16 protein-coding genes and 2 pseudogenes are annotated in these 16,856 nt (G+C 68.7%); 4 read left to right on the forward strand and 14 right to left on the reverse strand.

The annotated features are described in order from the left end of the window. Window positions 1-252: 252 nt before the first annotated feature. A complete protein-coding gene (locus AQ610_RS04855; RefSeq protein ID WP_009913331.1) occupies window positions 253-1,350 on the forward strand; it encodes a lytic transglycosylase domain-containing protein in 1,098 nt (365 codons plus the stop codon). A 420-nt stretch (window positions 1,351-1,770) separates the two neighbouring features. Here AQ610_RS04855 and AQ610_RS04860 read toward each other — a convergent pair whose 3' ends face one another. From AQ610_RS04860 to AQ610_RS37210, 9 genes and pseudogenes are all read right to left on the reverse strand, one after another. Beyond that, window positions 1,771-2,964 (reverse strand): pyridoxal phosphate-dependent aminotransferase, encoded by a 1,194-nt coding sequence (locus tag AQ610_RS04860; protein WP_006025576.1) that lies wholly within the window; start codon window positions 2,962-2,964, stop codon window positions 1,771-1,773. Window positions 2,965-3,028: 64 nt separating this feature from the next. Continuing rightward, window positions 3,029-3,466 (reverse strand): transcription antitermination factor NusB, encoded by a 438-nt coding sequence (nusB, locus tag AQ610_RS04865; RefSeq protein ID WP_006025577.1) that lies wholly within the window; start codon window positions 3,464-3,466, stop codon window positions 3,029-3,031. After that, window positions 3,463-3,987 (reverse strand): 6,7-dimethyl-8-ribityllumazine synthase, encoded by a 525-nt coding sequence (gene ribH, locus AQ610_RS04870; protein ID WP_006025578.1) that lies wholly within the window; start codon window positions 3,985-3,987, stop codon window positions 3,463-3,465. The genes nusB and ribH overlap by 4 nt, the downstream gene beginning before the upstream one ends. Before the next feature lie 79 nt (window positions 3,988-4,066). Further along, window positions 4,067-5,203 (reverse strand): bifunctional 3,4-dihydroxy-2-butanone-4-phosphate synthase/GTP cyclohydrolase II, encoded by a 1,137-nt coding sequence (gene ribBA / locus AQ610_RS04875; RefSeq protein WP_006025579.1) that lies wholly within the window; start codon window positions 5,201-5,203, stop codon window positions 4,067-4,069. A 482-nt stretch (window positions 5,204-5,685) separates the two neighbouring features. Then, a complete protein-coding gene (locus tag AQ610_RS04880; RefSeq protein WP_006025580.1) occupies window positions 5,686-6,300 on the reverse strand; it encodes a riboflavin synthase in 615 nt (204 codons plus the stop codon). 14 nt (window positions 6,301-6,314) lie between these two features. After that, entirely contained in the window at window positions 6,315-7,439 is a 1,125-nt protein-coding gene (gene ribD / locus AQ610_RS04885; protein ID WP_006025581.1) for a bifunctional diaminohydroxyphosphoribosylaminopyrimidine deaminase/5-amino-6-(5-phosphoribosylamino)uracil reductase RibD, read from the reverse strand. A 28-nt stretch (window positions 7,440-7,467) separates the two neighbouring features. Then, on the reverse strand, window positions 7,468-8,751 hold the full coding sequence (gene hemL, locus AQ610_RS04890) for a glutamate-1-semialdehyde 2,1-aminomutase (RefSeq protein WP_006025582.1): 1,284 nt from the start codon (window positions 8,749-8,751) through the stop codon (window positions 7,468-7,470). A gap of 267 nt (window positions 8,752-9,018) precedes the next feature. Then, complete coding sequence (locus tag AQ610_RS04895) at window positions 9,019-9,477, reverse strand: hypothetical protein (RefSeq protein ID WP_006025583.1); 459 nt, start codon at window positions 9,475-9,477, stop codon at window positions 9,019-9,021. An 89-nt stretch (window positions 9,478-9,566) separates the two neighbouring features. Next, window positions 9,567-9,888, reverse strand: a pseudogene (locus AQ610_RS37210) (hypothetical protein); the annotation flags it as partial. A gap of 238 nt (window positions 9,889-10,126) precedes the next feature. Here AQ610_RS37210 and AQ610_RS04900 point away from each other — a divergent pair. After that, complete coding sequence (locus AQ610_RS04900; protein WP_006025585.1) at window positions 10,127-11,362, forward strand: Bcr/CflA family multidrug efflux MFS transporter; 1,236 nt, start codon at window positions 10,127-10,129, stop codon at window positions 11,360-11,362. A gap of 146 nt (window positions 11,363-11,508) precedes the next feature. Here AQ610_RS04900 and AQ610_RS04905 read toward each other — a convergent pair. The 3 genes and pseudogenes from AQ610_RS04905 to AQ610_RS04915 form a co-directional block, all read right to left on the reverse strand. Continuing rightward, window positions 11,509-11,747: pseudogene (locus AQ610_RS04905) on the reverse strand (ATP-binding cassette domain-containing protein); the annotation flags it as partial. 59 nt (window positions 11,748-11,806) lie between these two features. Beyond that, a complete protein-coding gene (locus AQ610_RS04910; RefSeq protein WP_006025587.1) occupies window positions 11,807-12,466 on the reverse strand; it encodes an amino acid ABC transporter permease in 660 nt (219 codons plus the stop codon). Between the two features lie 85 nt (window positions 12,467-12,551). Then, window positions 12,552-13,352: a transporter substrate-binding domain-containing protein gene (locus tag AQ610_RS04915; RefSeq protein WP_006025588.1), complete on the reverse strand. Its 801-nt coding sequence runs from the start codon at window positions 13,350-13,352 to the stop codon at window positions 12,552-12,554. Window positions 13,353-13,403: 51 nt separating this feature from the next. On the opposite strand from AQ610_RS04915, the gene AQ610_RS36750 reads away from it, so the two are divergent. Beyond that, on the forward strand, window positions 13,404-13,706 hold the full coding sequence (locus AQ610_RS36750; RefSeq protein ID WP_162486745.1) for a hypothetical protein: 303 nt from the start codon (window positions 13,404-13,406) through the stop codon (window positions 13,704-13,706). A gap of 131 nt (window positions 13,707-13,837) precedes the next feature. Beyond that, complete coding sequence (locus AQ610_RS04920) at window positions 13,838-14,068, forward strand: hypothetical protein (RefSeq protein WP_009913328.1); 231 nt, start codon at window positions 13,838-13,840, stop codon at window positions 14,066-14,068. A gap of 123 nt (window positions 14,069-14,191) precedes the next feature. Here the strand turns inward: AQ610_RS04920 and AQ610_RS04925 are convergent, their stop codons facing one another. Together AQ610_RS04925 and pgl are read right to left on the reverse strand one after the other, a co-directional pair. Continuing rightward, complete coding sequence (locus tag AQ610_RS04925; RefSeq protein WP_043282353.1) at window positions 14,192-16,111, reverse strand: bifunctional transcriptional regulator/glucokinase; 1,920 nt, start codon at window positions 16,109-16,111, stop codon at window positions 14,192-14,194. Continuing rightward, window positions 16,089-16,769, reverse strand: coding sequence for a 6-phosphogluconolactonase (gene pgl, locus AQ610_RS04930; protein WP_006025590.1), 681 nt, complete (start codon window positions 16,767-16,769; stop codon window positions 16,089-16,091). Before pgl ends, AQ610_RS04925 begins: the two co-directional genes overlap by 23 nt. Between the last annotated feature and the right edge of the window lie 87 nt (window positions 16,770-16,856).

A 16,856-nucleotide genomic window follows, 5' to 3' on the forward strand; every position in this document is an offset into this window, starting at 1 on the left:
GGCCTTCTGACGGTCTGTTTGTTGTCCTAGTCAGCGCCCAGTCGACGCTGGTTTTTTGCGTAGGAGCCTCGCGCGTCCGCCTGCCGCAAGTGCAGGCCCTGTTTCGACGTGGCTCCGAACGGTACTTATACCGTTTCTCCGATACCGAGGCGGTCCGACCAAGACGCTCGGTGTCTTGATTCCGCGGCAGCGCGCCATGTCTCGCTTCGAGCGCCGAGCGAGCCGCACGAATCATGTCCGTGGAGGATCTGAATGAACGCTTGGTTAACGTGGCGTCCCAAGGAGCGGCATGCGCAGATGTTGCGCGCAGCGCTGCGTCGCGGGACGCGTGTCAGTCACCATCTATTCAGCGTGGTCGGTTGCTGCGCGGTCGCGATCGCGCTGGCGCTGTGGCTGCTGCCCAATGTGCGCGGCACGCTCGCGGCCAAAGTGATGCCGTTCGTGTCGGCCGCGGTCCAGGCCGGTCCTGCGCGGCTGCTGAGCGGCCATCCGCTGCCGACTTTCGGCCCGGCGAACGCCGACGAGAGCGAATCGATCAATGCGGACGCGTCGCCTTCGACGGCAGCTACCCCGGCCGACGCCGGCGCGACGTTCGACGCGACGCGCATCAGCCCGTCGCCCGTGTCGCTCGCGAAGCTCATTCCGACGCAGCGCGTCGCCGCCGACGCGCGCGACGACCGCGCGCTCGCGTCGAACCGCGAACAGGCGCTCGTCGCCACCTATCTCGCGCGCCGCTACCGTGTCGCGCAGGAGCCCGTCGGCCAGCTCGTGAAGGCGGCGTTCCAGACGGGCCGCGACGTCGGGCTCGACCCGCTCCTGATCCTCGCCGTGATGGCGATCGAGTCCGGCTTCAATCCGTATGCCGAAAGCGGCGTCGGGGCCCAGGGGCTGATGCAGGTGATGTCGAAGGTTCATTCGGACAAGTTCGAGTATTTCGGCGGCACCGACGCGGCGCTGCAGCCGGTCGTCAACATCCAGGTCGGCGCGCTCGTGCTGAAGGACTGCATCGCGCGCGGCGGCTCGCTCGCGGGCGGGCTGCGTCTGTACGTCGGCGCGACGACGCCCGACGACGGCGGCTACGGCGGAAAGGTGATCGGCGAACGCGACCGGCTGCGCGATGTCGCGCGCGGCCGCAAGGTGTCGATCTATGCGTCGCAGCAGCCGGCGCAGGGCGCGGTGACGACGGTGTCGACTTCGGGCGCGACGCAAAAGCGCGTGCGCACGACGCTCGACGGCGCGCACCCGCTGACGATCAAGGCTGCCGCCGCGCCGAAGGCGCCGCAGCAGGACGACGCGAGCGTCGACACGACATCGAAGCACGAAGCCTCCGCCTCGGAGCTCGGCACCTGACGACGCGGATCGACGCGTGCCGGAGCGGTTGGCCGCCTCGGCTGCGATGGCCGCCGGGCATCGAAGACTGGGAATCATTGAAAAAGCCGGGTCCTGCGTTGAGTGGGACCCGGCTTTTTTCGTTTGGGCGAGCGGTGTTTGCAGTATGGTTTTTTTGATGCAACTAACGGCAAGTTTGGGCATCCGCTGTTGCGGCGGATGGTTATGGCTCGTCGCGCTTGGTGTGGGGCGGGTTCCCGGACTACGCTGAAGTCCGGGGCCGAATCTCAAACCGCATACGCCGACGCCATGCCCGAACGCCGAAGCGTGGCGCTGAGGCGTTGGACGAACGGCGCGCCGCGCGAGACCGGCCGCAACGGACGTCGGCCTCCAGCGCACCGGCTGGAGGCCGAGTGGACGGCGGCGAGGCGTCCTTCCGTCCTATCGACCGAACAGCTTGCCGAGACGCTCGACCGCCTCTTCGAGCCGCGAGTATGCGGTCGCATAGGACAGCCGGATATAGTCGCGCGGCGCATGAACGCCGAAATCCATCCCCGGCACGAGCACGACGCCCGCGTCGTGCAGCATCGCGCTCACGAGCGCGGCGCTGTCTCCCGACGACGGATGCGCGACGCCGCCGCATTGCGCGTAGACATAGAACGCGCCGTCCGGCATCACGGGCACCTTGAAGCCGAGCGATTCGATCGCCGGCACGATGAAATCGCGGCGGCGCTTGAATTCGGCGCGGCGCGCCTCGTAGATCGCGAGCGTGTCCGGCTCGAAGCACGCGAGCGCCGCGTGCTGCGCAAGTGCGGACGGGCAGATGAACAGGTTCTGCGCGAGCTTCTCGAACGTGCCGACGAGTGCCGGCGGCACGACGAGCCAGCCGAGCCGCCAGCCCGTCATGTTGAAGTATTTCGAGAAGCTGTTGACGGTGACGACGTCGTCGCCGAACGACAGCGCCGACACGGGCTCGCCGTCGTAGCTCAGGCCCTGGTAGATCTCGTCGACGATCGAGAAGCCGCCGCGTGCGCGAACGGCGTCGACGATCCGGCCGAGCTCGGCGGGTTCGAGCGACGTGCCCGTCGGGTTCGACGGCGACGCGAGCAGCACGCCGCGCGTGCGCTCGCCCCAGCGCGCCTTCACGTCGTCCGCGGTCAACTGGAAACGGGTTTCCGGGCCGCTCGGCACGAGCACCGCGCGGCCCTCGGCGGTCGCGACGAAGTGGCGGTTGCACGGATACGACGGGTCGGGCATCAGCACTTCGTCGTCGCGGCCGACGAGCGCGAGGCACGCGAGCAGCAGCGCGGCCGAAGCGCCCGCCGTCACGACGATGCGCTCCGGCTCGATCGCGAGCCCGTACGCACGCGCATAGTGCGCGGCGATCGCCTCGCGCAGCGGCGCGATGCCGAGCGCGCCCGTGTATTGCGTGACGCCGCGGCGCAGCGCTGCGGCGGCCGCGTCGACGACGGGCTCGGGCGCCGTGAAATCCGGCTCGCCGATGCTCATATGGATGACGTCGCGGCCTGCGCGCTCGAGCACGGCGGCCTCCTTGACGATTTCCATCACGTAGAACGGCTCGATCGCGTCGACGCGCGACGCGAGTCTCAGGAGCGAATCGGCAGCGGCATTCATCGTCGAATCAAAACGGTGGGGAAGGTGAAAAGCGGGCGCGCGCCGCGCGCCCGCGAACGGAGGATCACGCGTTGCGCCGCGCCTGCGTTTCGGCCGGGCGCAGCTTGACAGCCAGCTTGTCGAGCACGCCGTTGACGTACTTGTAGCCGTCCGAGCCGCCGAACGTCTTCGCGAGCTCGACGGCTTCGTTGATGATCACGCGGTACGGCGTTTCGATCTGATGCGTGAGCTCGTACGTCGCGATCAGCAGCACCGCCCGTTCGACGGGCGACAACTGATCGATCGGACGGTCGAGGCTCGGCGAGATCGCCTCGGCAAGCGTCGCATGCTCGCGGATCACGCCATGCAGGATCGTGTCGAGCAGCGTCTTGTCGGCCTTGTCGTAACCCAGCGCGCCGCGCAATTGCGCGTCGATCTCGCCCGGCGCCGCGTTCGACAGCAGCCACTGATACAGGCCCTGCGTCGCCAGCTCGCGCGATTGTCGGCGGGCGCTCTTCTTCATGCGCGCTCCTCTTCGTCTTCGTCGTCCTCGTCCTCGTCTTCGTCCTCTTCGTCGTCGCTCAGTTGATCGAGCGTCATCGTGAGGTTCGCCATCTCGATGGCGACGCGCGCGGCGTCGCGCCCCTTTTCGGTCATCCGCGCGATCGCCTGCTCGTCGGTCTCGGTCGTGAGCACGGCATTCGCGATCGGCGTGTTGAAGTCGAGCGCGATGCGCGTGATGCCCGCGCCGCTCTCGTTCGACACGAGCTCGAAGTGATACGTCTCGCCGCGGATCACCGCGCCGAGCGCGATCAGCGCGTCGAACTGGTTGCTTTCCGCGAGCTTTTGCAGCGCGAGCGGGATTTCGAGCGCGCCCGGGACGGTCACGAGCAGCACGTCTTCGCCGGAGACGCCGAGGCGCTCCAGCTCTTCGACGCATGCGTCCGCGAGGCCGTTGCAGACAGGCTCGTTGAAGCGCGATTGAACGATGCCGATACGCAGGCCATCGCCTTCGAGGTTCGGTTGATATTGTCCGATTTCCATATTCTTTCCGTAGAGTGGATGAGCGGTGATAGGGGCTGCAGCACAGGCTGACAACAGTACGGCGATGACGCGAAACCCGCTATGCGGCGTCGGACGCGGACGTTGCGCTCCCCGGCATCGGCGCGAAGCCGGTGACTTCGAGCCCGTAGCCCGACATGCTGCCGAGCTTGCGCGGATTCGACAGCACCTGCATCTTGCCGACACCGACGTCGCGCAGGATCTGCGCGCCGATGCCGAACGTCTTGAAATCGACCGGCCGGCGCTTGAGCTCGGCCGCCTTTTCCTTCTCGTCGAATGCGAGGAACACGTCGACGAGATGTTCCTTCGTGTCGCCGCAATTCAGGAGCACGATCACGCCGAGCTCACGTGCGGCGATTTCCTTCATCGCGGCGTCGAGCGTCCACGAGTGGGTCGACACGCCGGTCTCGAGCAAGTCGAGCACGGACAGCGGCTCGTGCACGCGCACGGGCGTCTCGTCGTGCGGCGCGGGCGTGCCGCGCACGAGCGCGATGTGCGGCGAGCCAGTCGGGTGGTCGCGATACAGCACCGTCTTGAACGGGCCGTGCGCCGTCTGCATCGTGCGCTCGGCGACGCGCTCGACGATCGATTCGGTGCGGCTGCGGTAGTGGATCAGATCGGCGATCGTGCCGATCTTCAGGCCGTGCTCCTTGCCGAATTCGAGCAGGTCCGGCAGGCGCGCCATCGTGCCGTCGTCCTTGATGATCTCGCAGATCACGGCGGCGGGCGTGAGGCCCGCGAGCGCCGTCAGATCGCAGCCCGCCTCGGTGTGGCCCGCGCGCACGAGCACGCCGCCCGGCTGCGCCATGATCGGGAACACGTGGCCCGGCTGCACGATGTGCTCCGGACGCACGTCGTGCGCGACCGCGGTTGCGATCGTGCGCGCGCGGTCCGCGGCCGAGATGCCCGTCGTCACGCCTTCGGCCGCCTCGATGCTGACCGTGAACGCGGTGCCGTACTGGGTGCCGTTGCGATACGTCATCAGCGGCAGGTTGAGCTGCTTGCAGCGCTCCTGCGTGAGCGTGAGGCAGATCAGGCCGCGGCCGTAGCGAGCCATGAAGTTGATCGCTTCCGGCGTGACGAACTCGGCGGCGAGCACGAGGTCGCCCTCGTTCTCGCGGTCTTCTTCGTCGACCAGGATCACCATCCGGCCGGCTTTGAGCTCGGCAATGATGTCGGGCGTGGAGGCGAGCGTCATAAAAGGATCAGGGGGAAGGGAAAGCGCGTATTTTACGCCACGCGCGGCGGGTTTTAGCCGGACGCGGCGTGACGGGCGGCCGCGTTGGCCGGATGGCCGATGGCGGGGCGCCGGACGGCGCGTCCGGATCGACGGGCAGCGGCCTTTCGGCGGGCGCCGGCGGATATTGGCGTGGTATCCGGCGCGTTTTCCGGTGCGTTTTCCGGTGCGGTAAGGGCGCAGCGGTTGCGGCGCGGCGGTCAGGCGCGAAGAGGGCCGAAACGGGGCCCGAAGAGGCCACAAGCAGGCCACACGCAGGCCCCAAACGAGGCCCCGAAAAACGGGCCCGAAAAGGCGCAAATGCGCGGGCCGGACCGCTGCTCGCCCGAGCATCAGCTCGTCCGATCGATCGTCGGATAGCCGTCCGGGAGTCGGATCGAACGAACGCGCGTCGCGCTGCGGCAATTCCGGCCGCCCGACGCGCGTGCCGTGCCGATCCGCGCTTATTTCGGCGCGTTCGTCATCCGCTCGACGTACCGCGCAATCATGTCGATCTCGAGATTGACCTTCGCGCCGGTCGTCAGATGCCGCAGCGTCGTCACCTCGACCGTGTGAGGAATCAGGTTGATCGAGAATTCGCAGCCGTCGTCGCGGTCTTCGACCGAATTGACGGTGAGGCTCACGCCGTTGACGGTGATCGAGCCCTTGTACGCGAGATAGCGGCCGAGCGCGCGCGGCGCGAGCACGCGCAACTCGTGCGATTCGCCCACGGGCGCGAAGCGCGTGACGGTGCCGAGCCCGTCGACGTGCCCGGACACGATGTGGCCGCCCAGGCGATCGTGCGCGCGCAGCGCCTTTTCGAGATTCACGTCGCCCGGCTCGGCGAGGCCGACCGTCTTGTTCAGGCTTTCGCGCGACACCTCGACGTCGAACGTGCCGGCCGTCTTCGCGACGACAGTCATGCACGCGCCCTGGATCGCGATGCTGTCGCCGATCGCGACGTCGGCGAGGTCGAGCCCGCCCGCGCGCAACGTGAGGCGCACGCCCGCGTCGGGCGCGGAGGCGATCGGCTCGATCGTTTCGATGCGGCCGACCGCCGCGACGATTCCGGTAAACATCGTGTCGGATTCCGTTATGAATGGGTAGGGGAGGCGTTCGCGAAGCGCGCGAGGATGCGCAGGTCGTCGCCGACGCGCTCGACGCTATGGAACGCAAGCCGCGTGCGGTCGACGAGCGACGCCGGCGCGGCGAGATCGAACATCGCTGCCGCGTCCGCGCCGAGCAGGCTTGGCGCGAGATAGACGAGCAGCTCGTCGACGCAGCGCTCGCGCAGCAGCGAGCCGTTCAGCTTGTGGCCCGCCTCGACATGCAGTTCGTTGATGCCGCGCTCGCCGAGCGCGGCGAGCATCGCGGGCAGATCGACCTTGCCGCGCGCGTTCGCGAGCGGCACGATTTCCGCGCCGCGCGCGCGCAGCGCCTGCGCTCGCGCTTCGCTTTGCGAATCGAGCGCGCCGCAGAAGATGAGGAGCGAGCCGCCTTCGAGCAGGCGCGCGGCGAGCGGGATGTCGAGACGGCTGTCGATCAGCACGCGGCGCGGCTGGCGCGGCGTGTCGACGCCGCGCACGTTGAGCTGCGGATCGTCTTCGCGCACGGTGCCGATGCCCGTCAGGACCGCGCAGGCCCGCGCGCGCCATTTGTGGCCGTCTTCGCGCGCGGCGTCGCCCGTGATCCATTTGCTTTCGCCGGACGCGAGCGCGGTGCGGCCGTCGAGCGACGCGGCCGTCTTCATCCTTACCCACGGCCGGCCGCGCGTCATCCGCGACACGAAGCCGATGTTCATTTCGTGCGCCTCGTGCGCGAGCAGGCCGCAGCGCACGTCGATGCCCGCGTCGCGCAGCATCGCGAGGCCGCGTCCGGACACCTGCGGGTTCGGGTCTTCCATCGCCGCGACGACCTTGCCGACGCGCGCATCGATCAGCGCGTGCGAGCACGGCGGCGTGCGGCCGAAGTGGCTGCACGGCTCGAGCGTCACGTAGACGGTCGCGTCGCGCAGGTCGTTGCCGCGCGCGCGCGCGTCCTTTAACGCCTGCACCTCCGCATGATCCTGGCCCGCCGGCTGCGTGAAGCCCTCGCCGATCACGACGTCGTCCTTGACGATCACGCAGCCGACGCGCGGATTCGGCGTCGTCGTGTACATCCCGCGCGCGGCGAGCGCGAGCGCGCGCTGCATGTGGGTGAAGTCGCTTTCCGAGAACATCGGTTCGTCCTGTCAGTCGTGCGGCGGATCAGGCTCGCAGCGCGGCGAATGCGCGGCGCGCGGCGTCGAGCGTCGCGTCGAGCGTCGCGTCGTCGTGCGCGCTCGACACGAAGCCCGCTTCGTATGCGGACGGCGCGAAGTACACGCCGGCGTCGAGCATCAGATGGAAGAAGCGGTTGAAGCGCTCGATGTCGCTCTTCGTCACGTCGGCGAAGCTCGCGGGCACCTGCTCGGTGAAGTAGAGGCCGAACATCCCGCCGATCGCGTCGGCCGAGAACGGCACGCCGGCCGCGCGCGCCTCGGCCGCGAGGCCGTCGGCGAGCCGGCGGGTCTTGTCGGCGAGCGCGTCGTGAAAGCCCGGCGCCTGGATCAGTCTGAGCGTCGCCAGGCCCGCCGCGACCGCAACCGGGTTGCCCGACAGCGTGCCCGCCTGATAGACGCCGCCGAGCGGCGCGAGGTGCGACATGATGTCGCTGCGGCCGCCGAACGCGGCGGCCGGCATGCCGCCGCCGATCACTTTGCCGAGGCAGGTCAGGTCCGGCTTGATGCCGTAGTGCTGCTGCGCGCCGCCCAGCGCGACGCGAAAGCCGCACATCACTTCGTCGAAGATCAGCACGGCGCCGTGCTTCGTGCAGAGCGCGCGCAGCGCGTTCAGGAATTCGGGCGTGCCGCGCACGAGGTTCATGTTGCCCGCGACGGGCTCGACGATCACCGCCGCGATCTCGTTGCCGAACGCGGCGAACGCCTCTTCGAGCGCCGCGACGTTGTTGTACTCGAGCACGGTGGTGTGCTTCGCGACGTCGGCCGGCACGCCTGCCGACGTCGGATTGCCGAACGTGAGAAGGCCGGAGCCCGCCTTCACGAGCAGGCTGTCCGCATGGCCGTGATAGCAGCCTTCGAACTTGACGATCCGGCTGCGGCCGGTGAAGCCGCGCGCGAGGCGCAGCGCGCTCATCGTCGCTTCGGTGCCGCTCGACACCATCCGCACCTGCTCGATCGACGGCACGAGCTTGCAGATCTCCTCGGCGATCTCGATTTCGGCTTCGGTCGGCGCGCCGAACGAGAAGCCGTCGGCGAGCACGCGCTGCACGGCCGCGAGCACGTCGGGGTGCACGTGGCCGACGATCATCGGGCCCCACGAGCCGATGTAGTCGATGTAGCGCTTGCCGTCCGCGTCCCAGAAGTACGCGCCCTGCGCGCGGGCGACGAAGCGCGGCGTGCCGCCGACCGAGCGGAACGCACGCACCGGCGAATTGACGCCGCCCGGAATGGTTCGCTGAGCGCGTTCGAAGAGAGTTTGATTGTTCGACATGAATTTGGACCTGCGAGAGAGTGCGCGCGAGCGGCGAAGCGCCGCGGCTCGCGTCGGGCGTATCGATCCGACTGATTGTACCGGAGACGCGGGGAGCGGGTTTCGCCGGTGATTCGTCGGCGCTTCGTCGTCTTGTGGTATCGGCGGTTATTGGCGGTTGGGTTCGACGCGGCACGGCGGCGTCCGCCGAGATTCGTCGCCGTGACGCGCGGGGCGAGATGCCCCCGGCACATGCGCTCCCGCGCGTGCTTCGCGCGTCGCGGCGGGCTACGCGCGTTTCGGCGGCTTGCGCCTGCCGGTGAGTTCGGCCCAGCGCTTTTCGAGCGCGCCTTCGGCGACCGGCTTGATCGAGATGCCGGACGTCTGCGCGTCCCACGTCTGGACCGAGAACGGATGCGCGCGCAGCGCGTCGCGCGGGATCACCACTTCGCGGTGGCCGTCGACGAGCCAGTCGTAGACGAAATCGATGCAAAGCCGGTAGCCGCGCTTCATCTGCGGATCGGCCACCTCGTACGGCCCGCGCGCGACGTAGCCGGAGCCGAACACGCCCTTCGGCTCCTTCGCGACGCGATGCAGGAACACCCGGTCGCCCGGCAGGATGCTGCGCGAGAAGCCGCAACCCCAGACGTCCGCGACCGCTTCGCCCGCCTTCACGCGCGCGGCCATCTCGGGCAACTCGGGCCACGGCCATTTCTTGGGGCTCCAGATCAGCAGGAAGGCGGTCATGTCGCTCACTCGAACAGATGAATTGAATGGAAAGCGCGAGCTTGACCGGAGCGCCGGCAAGCTCGCGCGCGGCGCGCGGCGGATCGTTGGCCCGTCAACTGGAACCCGAGCGGCATCCCGCTCAGAATGTTCATGGCGGCGCCGTCGAGGCGCGACTGTCCGGGCGCGATGAGCGGGTTGACCGCCGCCGCTTCCCCGACGCACAGCCGGTAGGCGCAGGAAAAAAGCGAACTTGATCGCATGCACGGAACCGCCCGACACCGCCGCGACAACCGCCACGCCGGCGACGACCGACGCGGCGGTCACGGCGAACGACGCCGCCCGTTGCGCGACGTGGGCGATCAGCTTGCCGGGCGTCGGGAATTCCCGTTTGCGCTTGATGCGCAGCCACTCGGCCGGATCTCGGACGAGCCGGATTGCGGATATCGCTGCTCGTCGGCATCCAGCGCGTCTGCCGCCCGCCTTTCATCGCGATTCTCCCGTCGCTTCGTGTCGAACCCGCAATATACCCGTTGGCGGCGCGTTCGGCGGCCGGGCGAAGGCACGCGTACAATCAGGACCTTTCGGCGTCGACCCGACCGGCCGCCGTCCTCCTTGTCTGACCGTCTGCGCGCCACCGGCGCGAGGCGCCGCTTTTCGTGGAATTCCAATGCCTCACGTCGCAAGACGCCGGCCCGACGGCCGGCTGATCCTCTTGCTCGGCGCGCTTGCCGCGTGCGGGCCGATCGCCACCGACATGTATCTGCCGAGCCTGCCCGCGATCGCGGACGGCTTCGGCGTGACCGCCGCCGCCGCGCAGCGCACGCTGACGAGCTTCATGGCCGGCTTCTCGATCGGCATGCTGCTCTACGGCCCGCTGTCCGACACCTACGGCCGCCGTCCCGTGCTGCTCGGCGGCATCGCGCTCTTCACGCTCGCGAGCATCGGCTGCTTCGTCGCCGCATCGATCGACATGCTGATCGCCGTCCGCTTCCTGCAGGCGTTCGGCGCGGGTGCCGCGTCGGTGCTCGCGCGCGCGATCGCGCGCGACGCGCACGAGCCCTCCGACGCCGCGAAGGTGCTGTCGATGGTCGCGATCGTCACCGCGATCGGGCCGCTCCTCGCGCCGCTCGTCGGCGGGCAGGTGCTGCGCTTCTCCGGCTGGCGCGGCGTGTTCGTCGTGCTCGCGCTGTTCGGCGCGGTCTGCGCGACTGCCGCGTTCCTGCGCGTGCCCGAGACCTGGCCGCGCGAGAAGCGCGCGAGCTCGGCCGTGCTGAATTCGTTCGCCGCGTATGGACGCATCCTCGTCGATCCCGTCGCGTGGGGCCATATGCTGTGCGGCGGAATGGCGTTCGCGTCGATGTTCGCGTACATCACCGCGACGCCGTTCGTCTACATCGACTACTTCCACGTGTCGCCGCAGCATTACGGGCTGCTGTTCGGGCTGAACGTCGCCGGCATCATGACCGGCAACCTCCTGAACACGCGCCTCGTCGGCCGTGTCGGCTCGCTGAAGATCATCGCGGGCGCATCGCTGCTGAGTTGCGCGGCGTCGTTCTGCGTTGCGTTCTTCGCGCTGACGGGGCTGGGCGGACTGTGGTCGATCGTCGCGAGCCTCTTCTTCGTCGTTGGCGTGGTCGGAATCCTGTCCGCGAACTGCACGACCGACCTGATGCTGCGCTATCCGCACAACGCGGGCGCCGCGGCCGCCGTGTTCGGCGCGATGCAGCTCGCGCTCGGCGCGCTCGCGAGCGTCGCGATTGGCGCGCTCGCCGACGGCACCCCGTTCGCGATGGGCGTGACGATCGGCGTCACCGGGCTGCTGTGTCTCGGCGGGCGGGCGCTCGTGCTGCGCTGGCACGGCCGGCCGGTGAAGGGCAGGCTCGGTAGCGCCGACGTCGCGTAACGCGGCCGGCGGCGCGGGCGCGCAGGCCGGCGATGTGCGCGTGCGCCGCGCGTCATCGGTTCGCGCGGCACGCGTCCTGATACGCGAACAGCGCGGGCGCGCCGCCCGTATGCACGAACAGCACCGGGCCGTTTCCTTCGATGCGGCCGCGCGCGCAACCGCGCGAGCTCGACCGACGGATCGCCGAGCCGCGCGCCGTCGACGGTGATGCTGCCTTTCTGGAACGGCTCGAGGCCGTTGATCGGATCGTCTTGATGAGCGTCGACTTGCCGGAGCCGGACGGCCCGCAGACGACGACCACTTCGCCTTTCGAGACGGCCGCGCTGCAATCGGCGAGGACCTGATGCGAGCCGTACCACTTCGATACGTTGTCGAGCGTGATCATGTCGGGATTCTTCGCGAGATGGGTCGGGCGCGGCCGGGACGGGCGGCCCCGGTGCGCGTTCAGTGCGCGGACGGCAGCGCGCAGCGCGTTTCGATGCGGCCCTGGAGCCGCGCGAGCAGCGTGCTCAGCGCCCAGTAGATCGCGGCGGCGGCGAGATACAGCGGCAGCGGCTGGAAGGTCGACGCGATCACTTCCTGCGTCGAGCGCAGCAGCTCCGTGACGGTGATGACCGAGACGAGCGACGTGTCCTTGATGAGGCTGATCAGCGTGTTGCCGAGGCTCGGCACCGCGAGGCGCAGCGCCTGCGGGCAGATCACGTGGCGCAGCGTCTGCACATGCGTGAGGCCCAGGCTGTGCGACGCGGCCCACTGGCCGCGGCCGATGCCGAGGATCGCGCCGCGCATGCTTTCGGACAGGTACGCGCCCGCGTTGAGCGTCAGCGTGAAGATGCCGGCGGCCGTCGGGTCGAGCGAGATGCCGATGTCGGGCAGCCCGTAGTAGACGACGAACATCTGCACGAGGAGCGGCGTGCCGCGCATCAGGCTCACGTAGCCCTGCGCGATCGCGCAGAGGAACCGGTTGTCGCCGATCCGCACGATCGCGACGACGAGGCCGACGATCAACCCGAGCACCATCGCCGCGACCGCGAACTTCATCGTGAGGACCGCGCCTTTCGCGAGGACGGGGAGGGTGTGCACGACCAGATCGAACGCTTGCATGAACTTGTCTCCAGATCGTTGACGGGCGCGCCGGCGGCGGCATGCGCGCCGGCGCGCGCGGCGCGGTCGGGCGGCGCCCGGCCGGTCATTGCGCGGTCGGGGTCGACGTGTCGACGCCGAACCAGTGCACGGAGATCTTCTTGAGCGTGCCGTCCGCGCGCATCGACGCGAGCGCGTCGTCGATCGCCTTCGCGAACTTCGGATTGCCCTTGCGGAACGGGATGCCCATCTGCGTCTCGCCGCCCTTGATCGTCGCGCCGGGCCGCAGCGGCATGTGCGCGTTCTTGATCAGATACGGCAGCATCAGCCGGTCGTCCATGCTGACGTCGATGCGGCCCGCGGCGACGTCGCGCAGCTTCTCCGGCGCGCCCGGATAGGTCTTCACGTCGACGCCTTGCAGCGTCTTCGCGAGATCGGCGAAGTTGGTGCCGAGCGTGACGCCGATCCGCTTGCCCTGCAACGCGCCCGGCGCGCCGTAATCGTGCTTGTCGTCCGCGCGCTGGATCAGTTGCGCGGCCGAGTACACATACGGCTGGCTGAAGTCGAGCGCCTGCTTGCGCGCGGGCGTGATGCCGACCTGGTTGACGATCACGTCGAATTTGCCCGCCTGCAGGCCGGCGAGAATCCCGCTCCACTCGGTCGTGACGAATTGCGGCTTCACGCCGAGCCGCGCGGCGACTTCCTTCGCGACGTCGACGTCGAAGCCTTCGAGCTGGCCGTCGCCGTTGCGGTAGTCGAACGGAGGGTAGGTGCCTTCGAGCGCGATCTTCAGCACGCCGGCCTGCCTGACGTTGTCGAGCAGATCGGCCGCGTGCGCGGACGCGGTTGCGATGCCGAGCAGCGCGGCGACGAGTGTTGACGTGAACATCGGTTTGAATGCCTTCATCTTTGATCTCCGTGGGGAAAACCGAGCGAGCGATTTCGAGGCCGCATCGTCATGTCGACGGCGCTCGCCGCGAACGCCGATCTTGCGGCATGCGCGCGGCGAGGGCGCCGTTCGGCACGCTGCAAATGCGTGACGATTGACGGCAAGCTTAATTTCGCCAAAATGGAAAATGTTTCCAAAGAAGTACGGATTTACAGCGCCGCGTGGAAAGTTTTTCTATCGTTTGCGCGGGTTGCGCAACCGGTGCGATCGGGGCGGCGCCGCGTCGTCGCGGGTCTCGTAAGCGATGAATCATTGCGACTTGTGCCGTGTGCCGGCGGCGACGTTCCGGTCAGCCGCGCTTGCTCTTTTTGAAACATCCTCGAAAACGGATCATCGGGCCGAGGCAAACGCTATTCGGACGCTAACGGTTCATCGGCGATCGAACGGGTTCGCCAATCGGCATCACTTGCGCCCTGATCAAAACGTATCGGCGCGATGTCCGGATGTTCGCCGAGCCGGGCGGCCAGGAAGTCCATGAGCAGGCGGCTTCGTCGCGGTACGTGCGTTCGCTGCGGCATGCACAGGTAGAGCCCGTAACGGCAGGTGACGTGCCGGGTCAGCAGCGGCACGAGGCGGCCGACGCGTTCGCCGCGCTCGAGCTGACGCTTGACGACGACGAAACCGCGCTGCTCGAGGCTGCGTTCGAGCGCACGCTTGAACCGGCGCAATGGTGAGGGCTGCGGCGCCCGTCAGGTCGGATGCCGCGCGGCTAGTGTCGCGTGCCGGAAATTCACTGGATAAAAAAACCGGAGCGCGAAGGCTCCGGCATGGCTGCAAGCCGAGACGCGCAACGCGCGTCAGTCTTTCGCCGCGGGCGCCGCGCCGTGGCTCAGCCAGTCGAGCACGTCGGCGGCCTCGTCGCCCGCGCCCGCGCGCGCCTTCGCGCGCGCCATCGCCTCCGCGAGCTCGGCGTTCGGCGCGGCGCGGCGGATCGCGACGCCGACCGCGAGGATGTCGATCATCACGAGATGCAGGATCCGCGAGATCATCGACAACTGCGACTCGCGCATCTCGATGTGATCGGTCTCGAGCGCGACCGTCGCGCGCTTGGCGAGCGGCGTGTTGCTCGACGTGATCGCGATCACCTTCGCGCCCGCCTGCATCGCGACGTCGAGCACGCGCAGAAGCTCCGGCGCGCGTCCCGACTTCGACACCGCGACGATCACGTCGCCCTTGCCGAGCAGCGCGGCCGACGCCGCCTGCATGTACAGGTCGCCGTAAGCGATCGTCGGGATGCCGAAGCGGAAGAACTTGTAGTGCGCGTCCTGCGCGACGATGTTCGAATTGCCGAGCCCGTAGAACTCGATGCGCCGCGCGTTGTTCAGGATGTCGATCGCCTGCTCGACGTGCTCGAAGTTCAGGTGCTCGCGCAACTGAAGGATCGCCGACACCGTGTTGTCGAGCACCTTCGCGCCGAAGTCGGTGGCCGTATCGCCGAGATGCACCTGGCTGTGGCTCATCGGGATCGTGCCCGTCAAGCCGGTGGCGAGCTTCAGCTTGAAGTCCGACAGCCCCTGGCAGCCGAGCGAGCGGCAGAAGCGGATCACGGTCGGCTGGCTCACGTCGGCCTTGCGCGCGATGTCGACGATCGGATCGTTGATGATCGAGCGCGGATGATTGAGCGCGAGATCGGCGACGCGCCGCTCGGCGGGCGTCAGCGCGTCGCGCATCTGGCGGATCCGCTCGAACACGGCCGACGACGCGCCGCCCGTGCGGTTCGACAACTGCTCCGCGAGGATCGCCGATACGCCGAGGAACGCCGGATACTCGGCTGTGATCAGGTAAGTCGGGATGTTTGCGAGATACGCGTCGAAGCGGCCCTTCGCCTCGAAGCGCGCGCGAAACGACGAGCGCATGAACAGCTCGCCCAGCTTCGGCACGACGCCGCCGCCGATGTAGATGCCGCCCAACGCGCCGAGCGTGACCGCGAGGTTGCCGGCGAACGTGCCGAGAATCCCGCAGAAGCACTCGACCGCTTCGAGCGCGAGCGCGTCGCCCGCGTGTGCGCGCTCGACGATGTCGGCCGTGTCGACGTTCGCGGCGATCCGCTTCTTGTCGCGCGCGGCAAGCGCGCGATAGATGATTTCCATGCCCGGGCCCGCGCACACGCGCTCGAACGACACGTGCGGGTACTTGCGGCGCGCGTACTGCAGCACGAGATCCTCGCGCTCGTCCATCGGCGCGAACGTCGCGTGGCCGCCTTCGCTGCCGAGCGCGATCCAGCGGTCGTCGGCGGGGATGAGGCCCGACACGCCGAGCCCCGTGCCCGGCCCCATCAGGCCGATCACGCTGTTCTGCCGGCGCGCGCCGCCGCCGATCTGCATGCGCTGCGCGTCGGTCAGGCCGGGCAGCGCCATCGCGAGCGCGGTGAAATCGTTGACGACGAGCAGCGTGTCGAAGCCGAGCGCGCGGCGCGTCGCCTCGATCGAGAAGCTCCAGTTGTGATTCGTCATCCGGACCTGATCGCCGTCGACGGGATTCGCGATCGCGATCGCCGCGTGATTCACGCGGCCGATCTTCGCGTCCTTCAGATACCTGCGGATCGCGTCGGTGAGCGTCGGATACTCGGCGCCGGGGTACACGCGGATCTGCGAGATTTCGCCCGGACCCGTCTCGAGCGCGAAGCGCGCGTTCGTGCCGCCGACGTCGGCCAATAGGCGCGGCCCGTCCGCATGCTGGCTCGCCGCAGCGGCCTTAGTTTGCGCACCAGTAGACATCGAGCTTCGTCCCGTTGTGGTTGGCCAGTTGCGAAATCGCGTTCTTCTGCGACGCGGCCGCGGCCGCCTCGAGCACCGCGCGCTTGCGGCTTCCCGCGATCAGCAGGAACAGCCGATCGATGCGCTTGAGCGCGCTGAGCGACAGGCTCACGCGCGCATGGGGCGCGGCGCCCGGGTGGACGCCGACGAAGCGCTCGGTCGTCGCGATCGCGTGGTCCCATTCGGGCGCGTCCGCGAAGATCGACGCGGTGTGGCCGTCCTCGCCCATGCCGAGCACGGCGACGTCGGGCAGCGGGTGCGCGGGGCTCTGGTTGAGCGCGGTGACTTGCGCGTCGAGCGACTCGCGCATGTCGACGAGCGGCGCGAAGCGCGCGTGCGCGGCCGTGTTCTGCAGCAGCGTCTCGCGCACGAGCTTCGCGTTGCTTGCGTCGTCGGTGTCGGGCACCCAGCGGTCGTCGACGAGTGTCACGTCGATCCGCGGCCAGTCGAGCGCGGCGCCCGACAGCGTTTGCAGGAACGGCCGCGGGCTCGTGCCGCCCGACACCGCGAGCGTTGCGCGCGCGCGTTGCGCGAGCGAAGCCGCGAGCGCTTCGCCGACCGCTTGCGCGAGCGCTTCGGTTTGCGCGCGCGGGGTTTCGAAAGCGTGAACCTCGATCACTTCTCCTCCAGACTGCCTTTATTGAATGGATTGAATTCGATGGGGACATCGGGCGGCGCGCGGACGAAGCCGCCCGCGCGCCGCGTT

Origin of the sequence: Burkholderia humptydooensis, from assembly GCF_001513745.1 — a bacterium.
GTDB lineage: Bacteria > Pseudomonadota > Gammaproteobacteria > Burkholderiales > Burkholderiaceae > Burkholderia > Burkholderia humptydooensis.

Bases quoted from the DNA above. Each gene is read 5' to 3' on its own strand.
- AQ610_RS04855 (WP_009913331.1), top strand. From the start codon at position 253: ATGAACGCTTGGTTAACGTGGCGTCCCAAGGAGCGGCATGCGCAGATG.
- AQ610_RS04860 (WP_006025576.1), bottom strand. From the start codon at position 2,964: ATGAATGCCGCTGCCGATTCGCTCCTGAGACTCGCGTCGCGCGTCGAC.
- nusB (WP_006025577.1), bottom strand. From the start codon at position 3,466: ATGAAGAAGAGCGCCCGCCGACAATCGCGCGAGCTGGCGACGCAGGGC.
- ribH (WP_006025578.1), bottom strand. From the start codon at position 3,987: ATGGAAATCGGACAATATCAACCGAACCTCGAAGGCGATGGCCTGCGT.
- ribBA (WP_006025579.1), bottom strand. From the start codon at position 5,203: ATGACGCTCGCCTCCACGCCCGACATCATTGCCGAGCTCAAAGCCGGC.
- AQ610_RS04880 (WP_006025580.1), bottom strand. From the start codon at position 6,300: ATGTTTACCGGAATCGTCGCGGCGGTCGGCCGCATCGAAACGATCGAG.
- ribD (WP_006025581.1), bottom strand. From the start codon at position 7,439: ATGTTCTCGGAAAGCGACTTCACCCACATGCAGCGCGCGCTCGCGCTC.
- hemL (WP_006025582.1), bottom strand. From the start codon at position 8,751: ATGTCGAACAATCAAACTCTCTTCGAACGCGCTCAGCGAACCATTCCG.
- AQ610_RS04895 (WP_006025583.1), bottom strand. From the start codon at position 9,477: ATGACCGCCTTCCTGCTGATCTGGAGCCCCAAGAAATGGCCGTGGCCC.
- AQ610_RS04900 (WP_006025585.1), top strand. From the start codon at position 10,127: ATGCCTCACGTCGCAAGACGCCGGCCCGACGGCCGGCTGATCCTCTTG.
- AQ610_RS04910 (WP_006025587.1), bottom strand. From the start codon at position 12,466: ATGCAAGCGTTCGATCTGGTCGTGCACACCCTCCCCGTCCTCGCGAAA.
- AQ610_RS04915 (WP_006025588.1), bottom strand. From the start codon at position 13,352: ATGAAGGCATTCAAACCGATGTTCACGTCAACACTCGTCGCCGCGCTG.
- AQ610_RS36750 (WP_162486745.1), top strand. From the start codon at position 13,404: ATGTCGACGGCGCTCGCCGCGAACGCCGATCTTGCGGCATGCGCGCGG.
- AQ610_RS04920 (WP_009913328.1), top strand. From the start codon at position 13,838: ATGTTCGCCGAGCCGGGCGGCCAGGAAGTCCATGAGCAGGCGGCTTCG.
- AQ610_RS04925 (WP_043282353.1), bottom strand. From the start codon at position 16,111: ATGTCTACTGGTGCGCAAACTAAGGCCGCTGCGGCGAGCCAGCATGCG.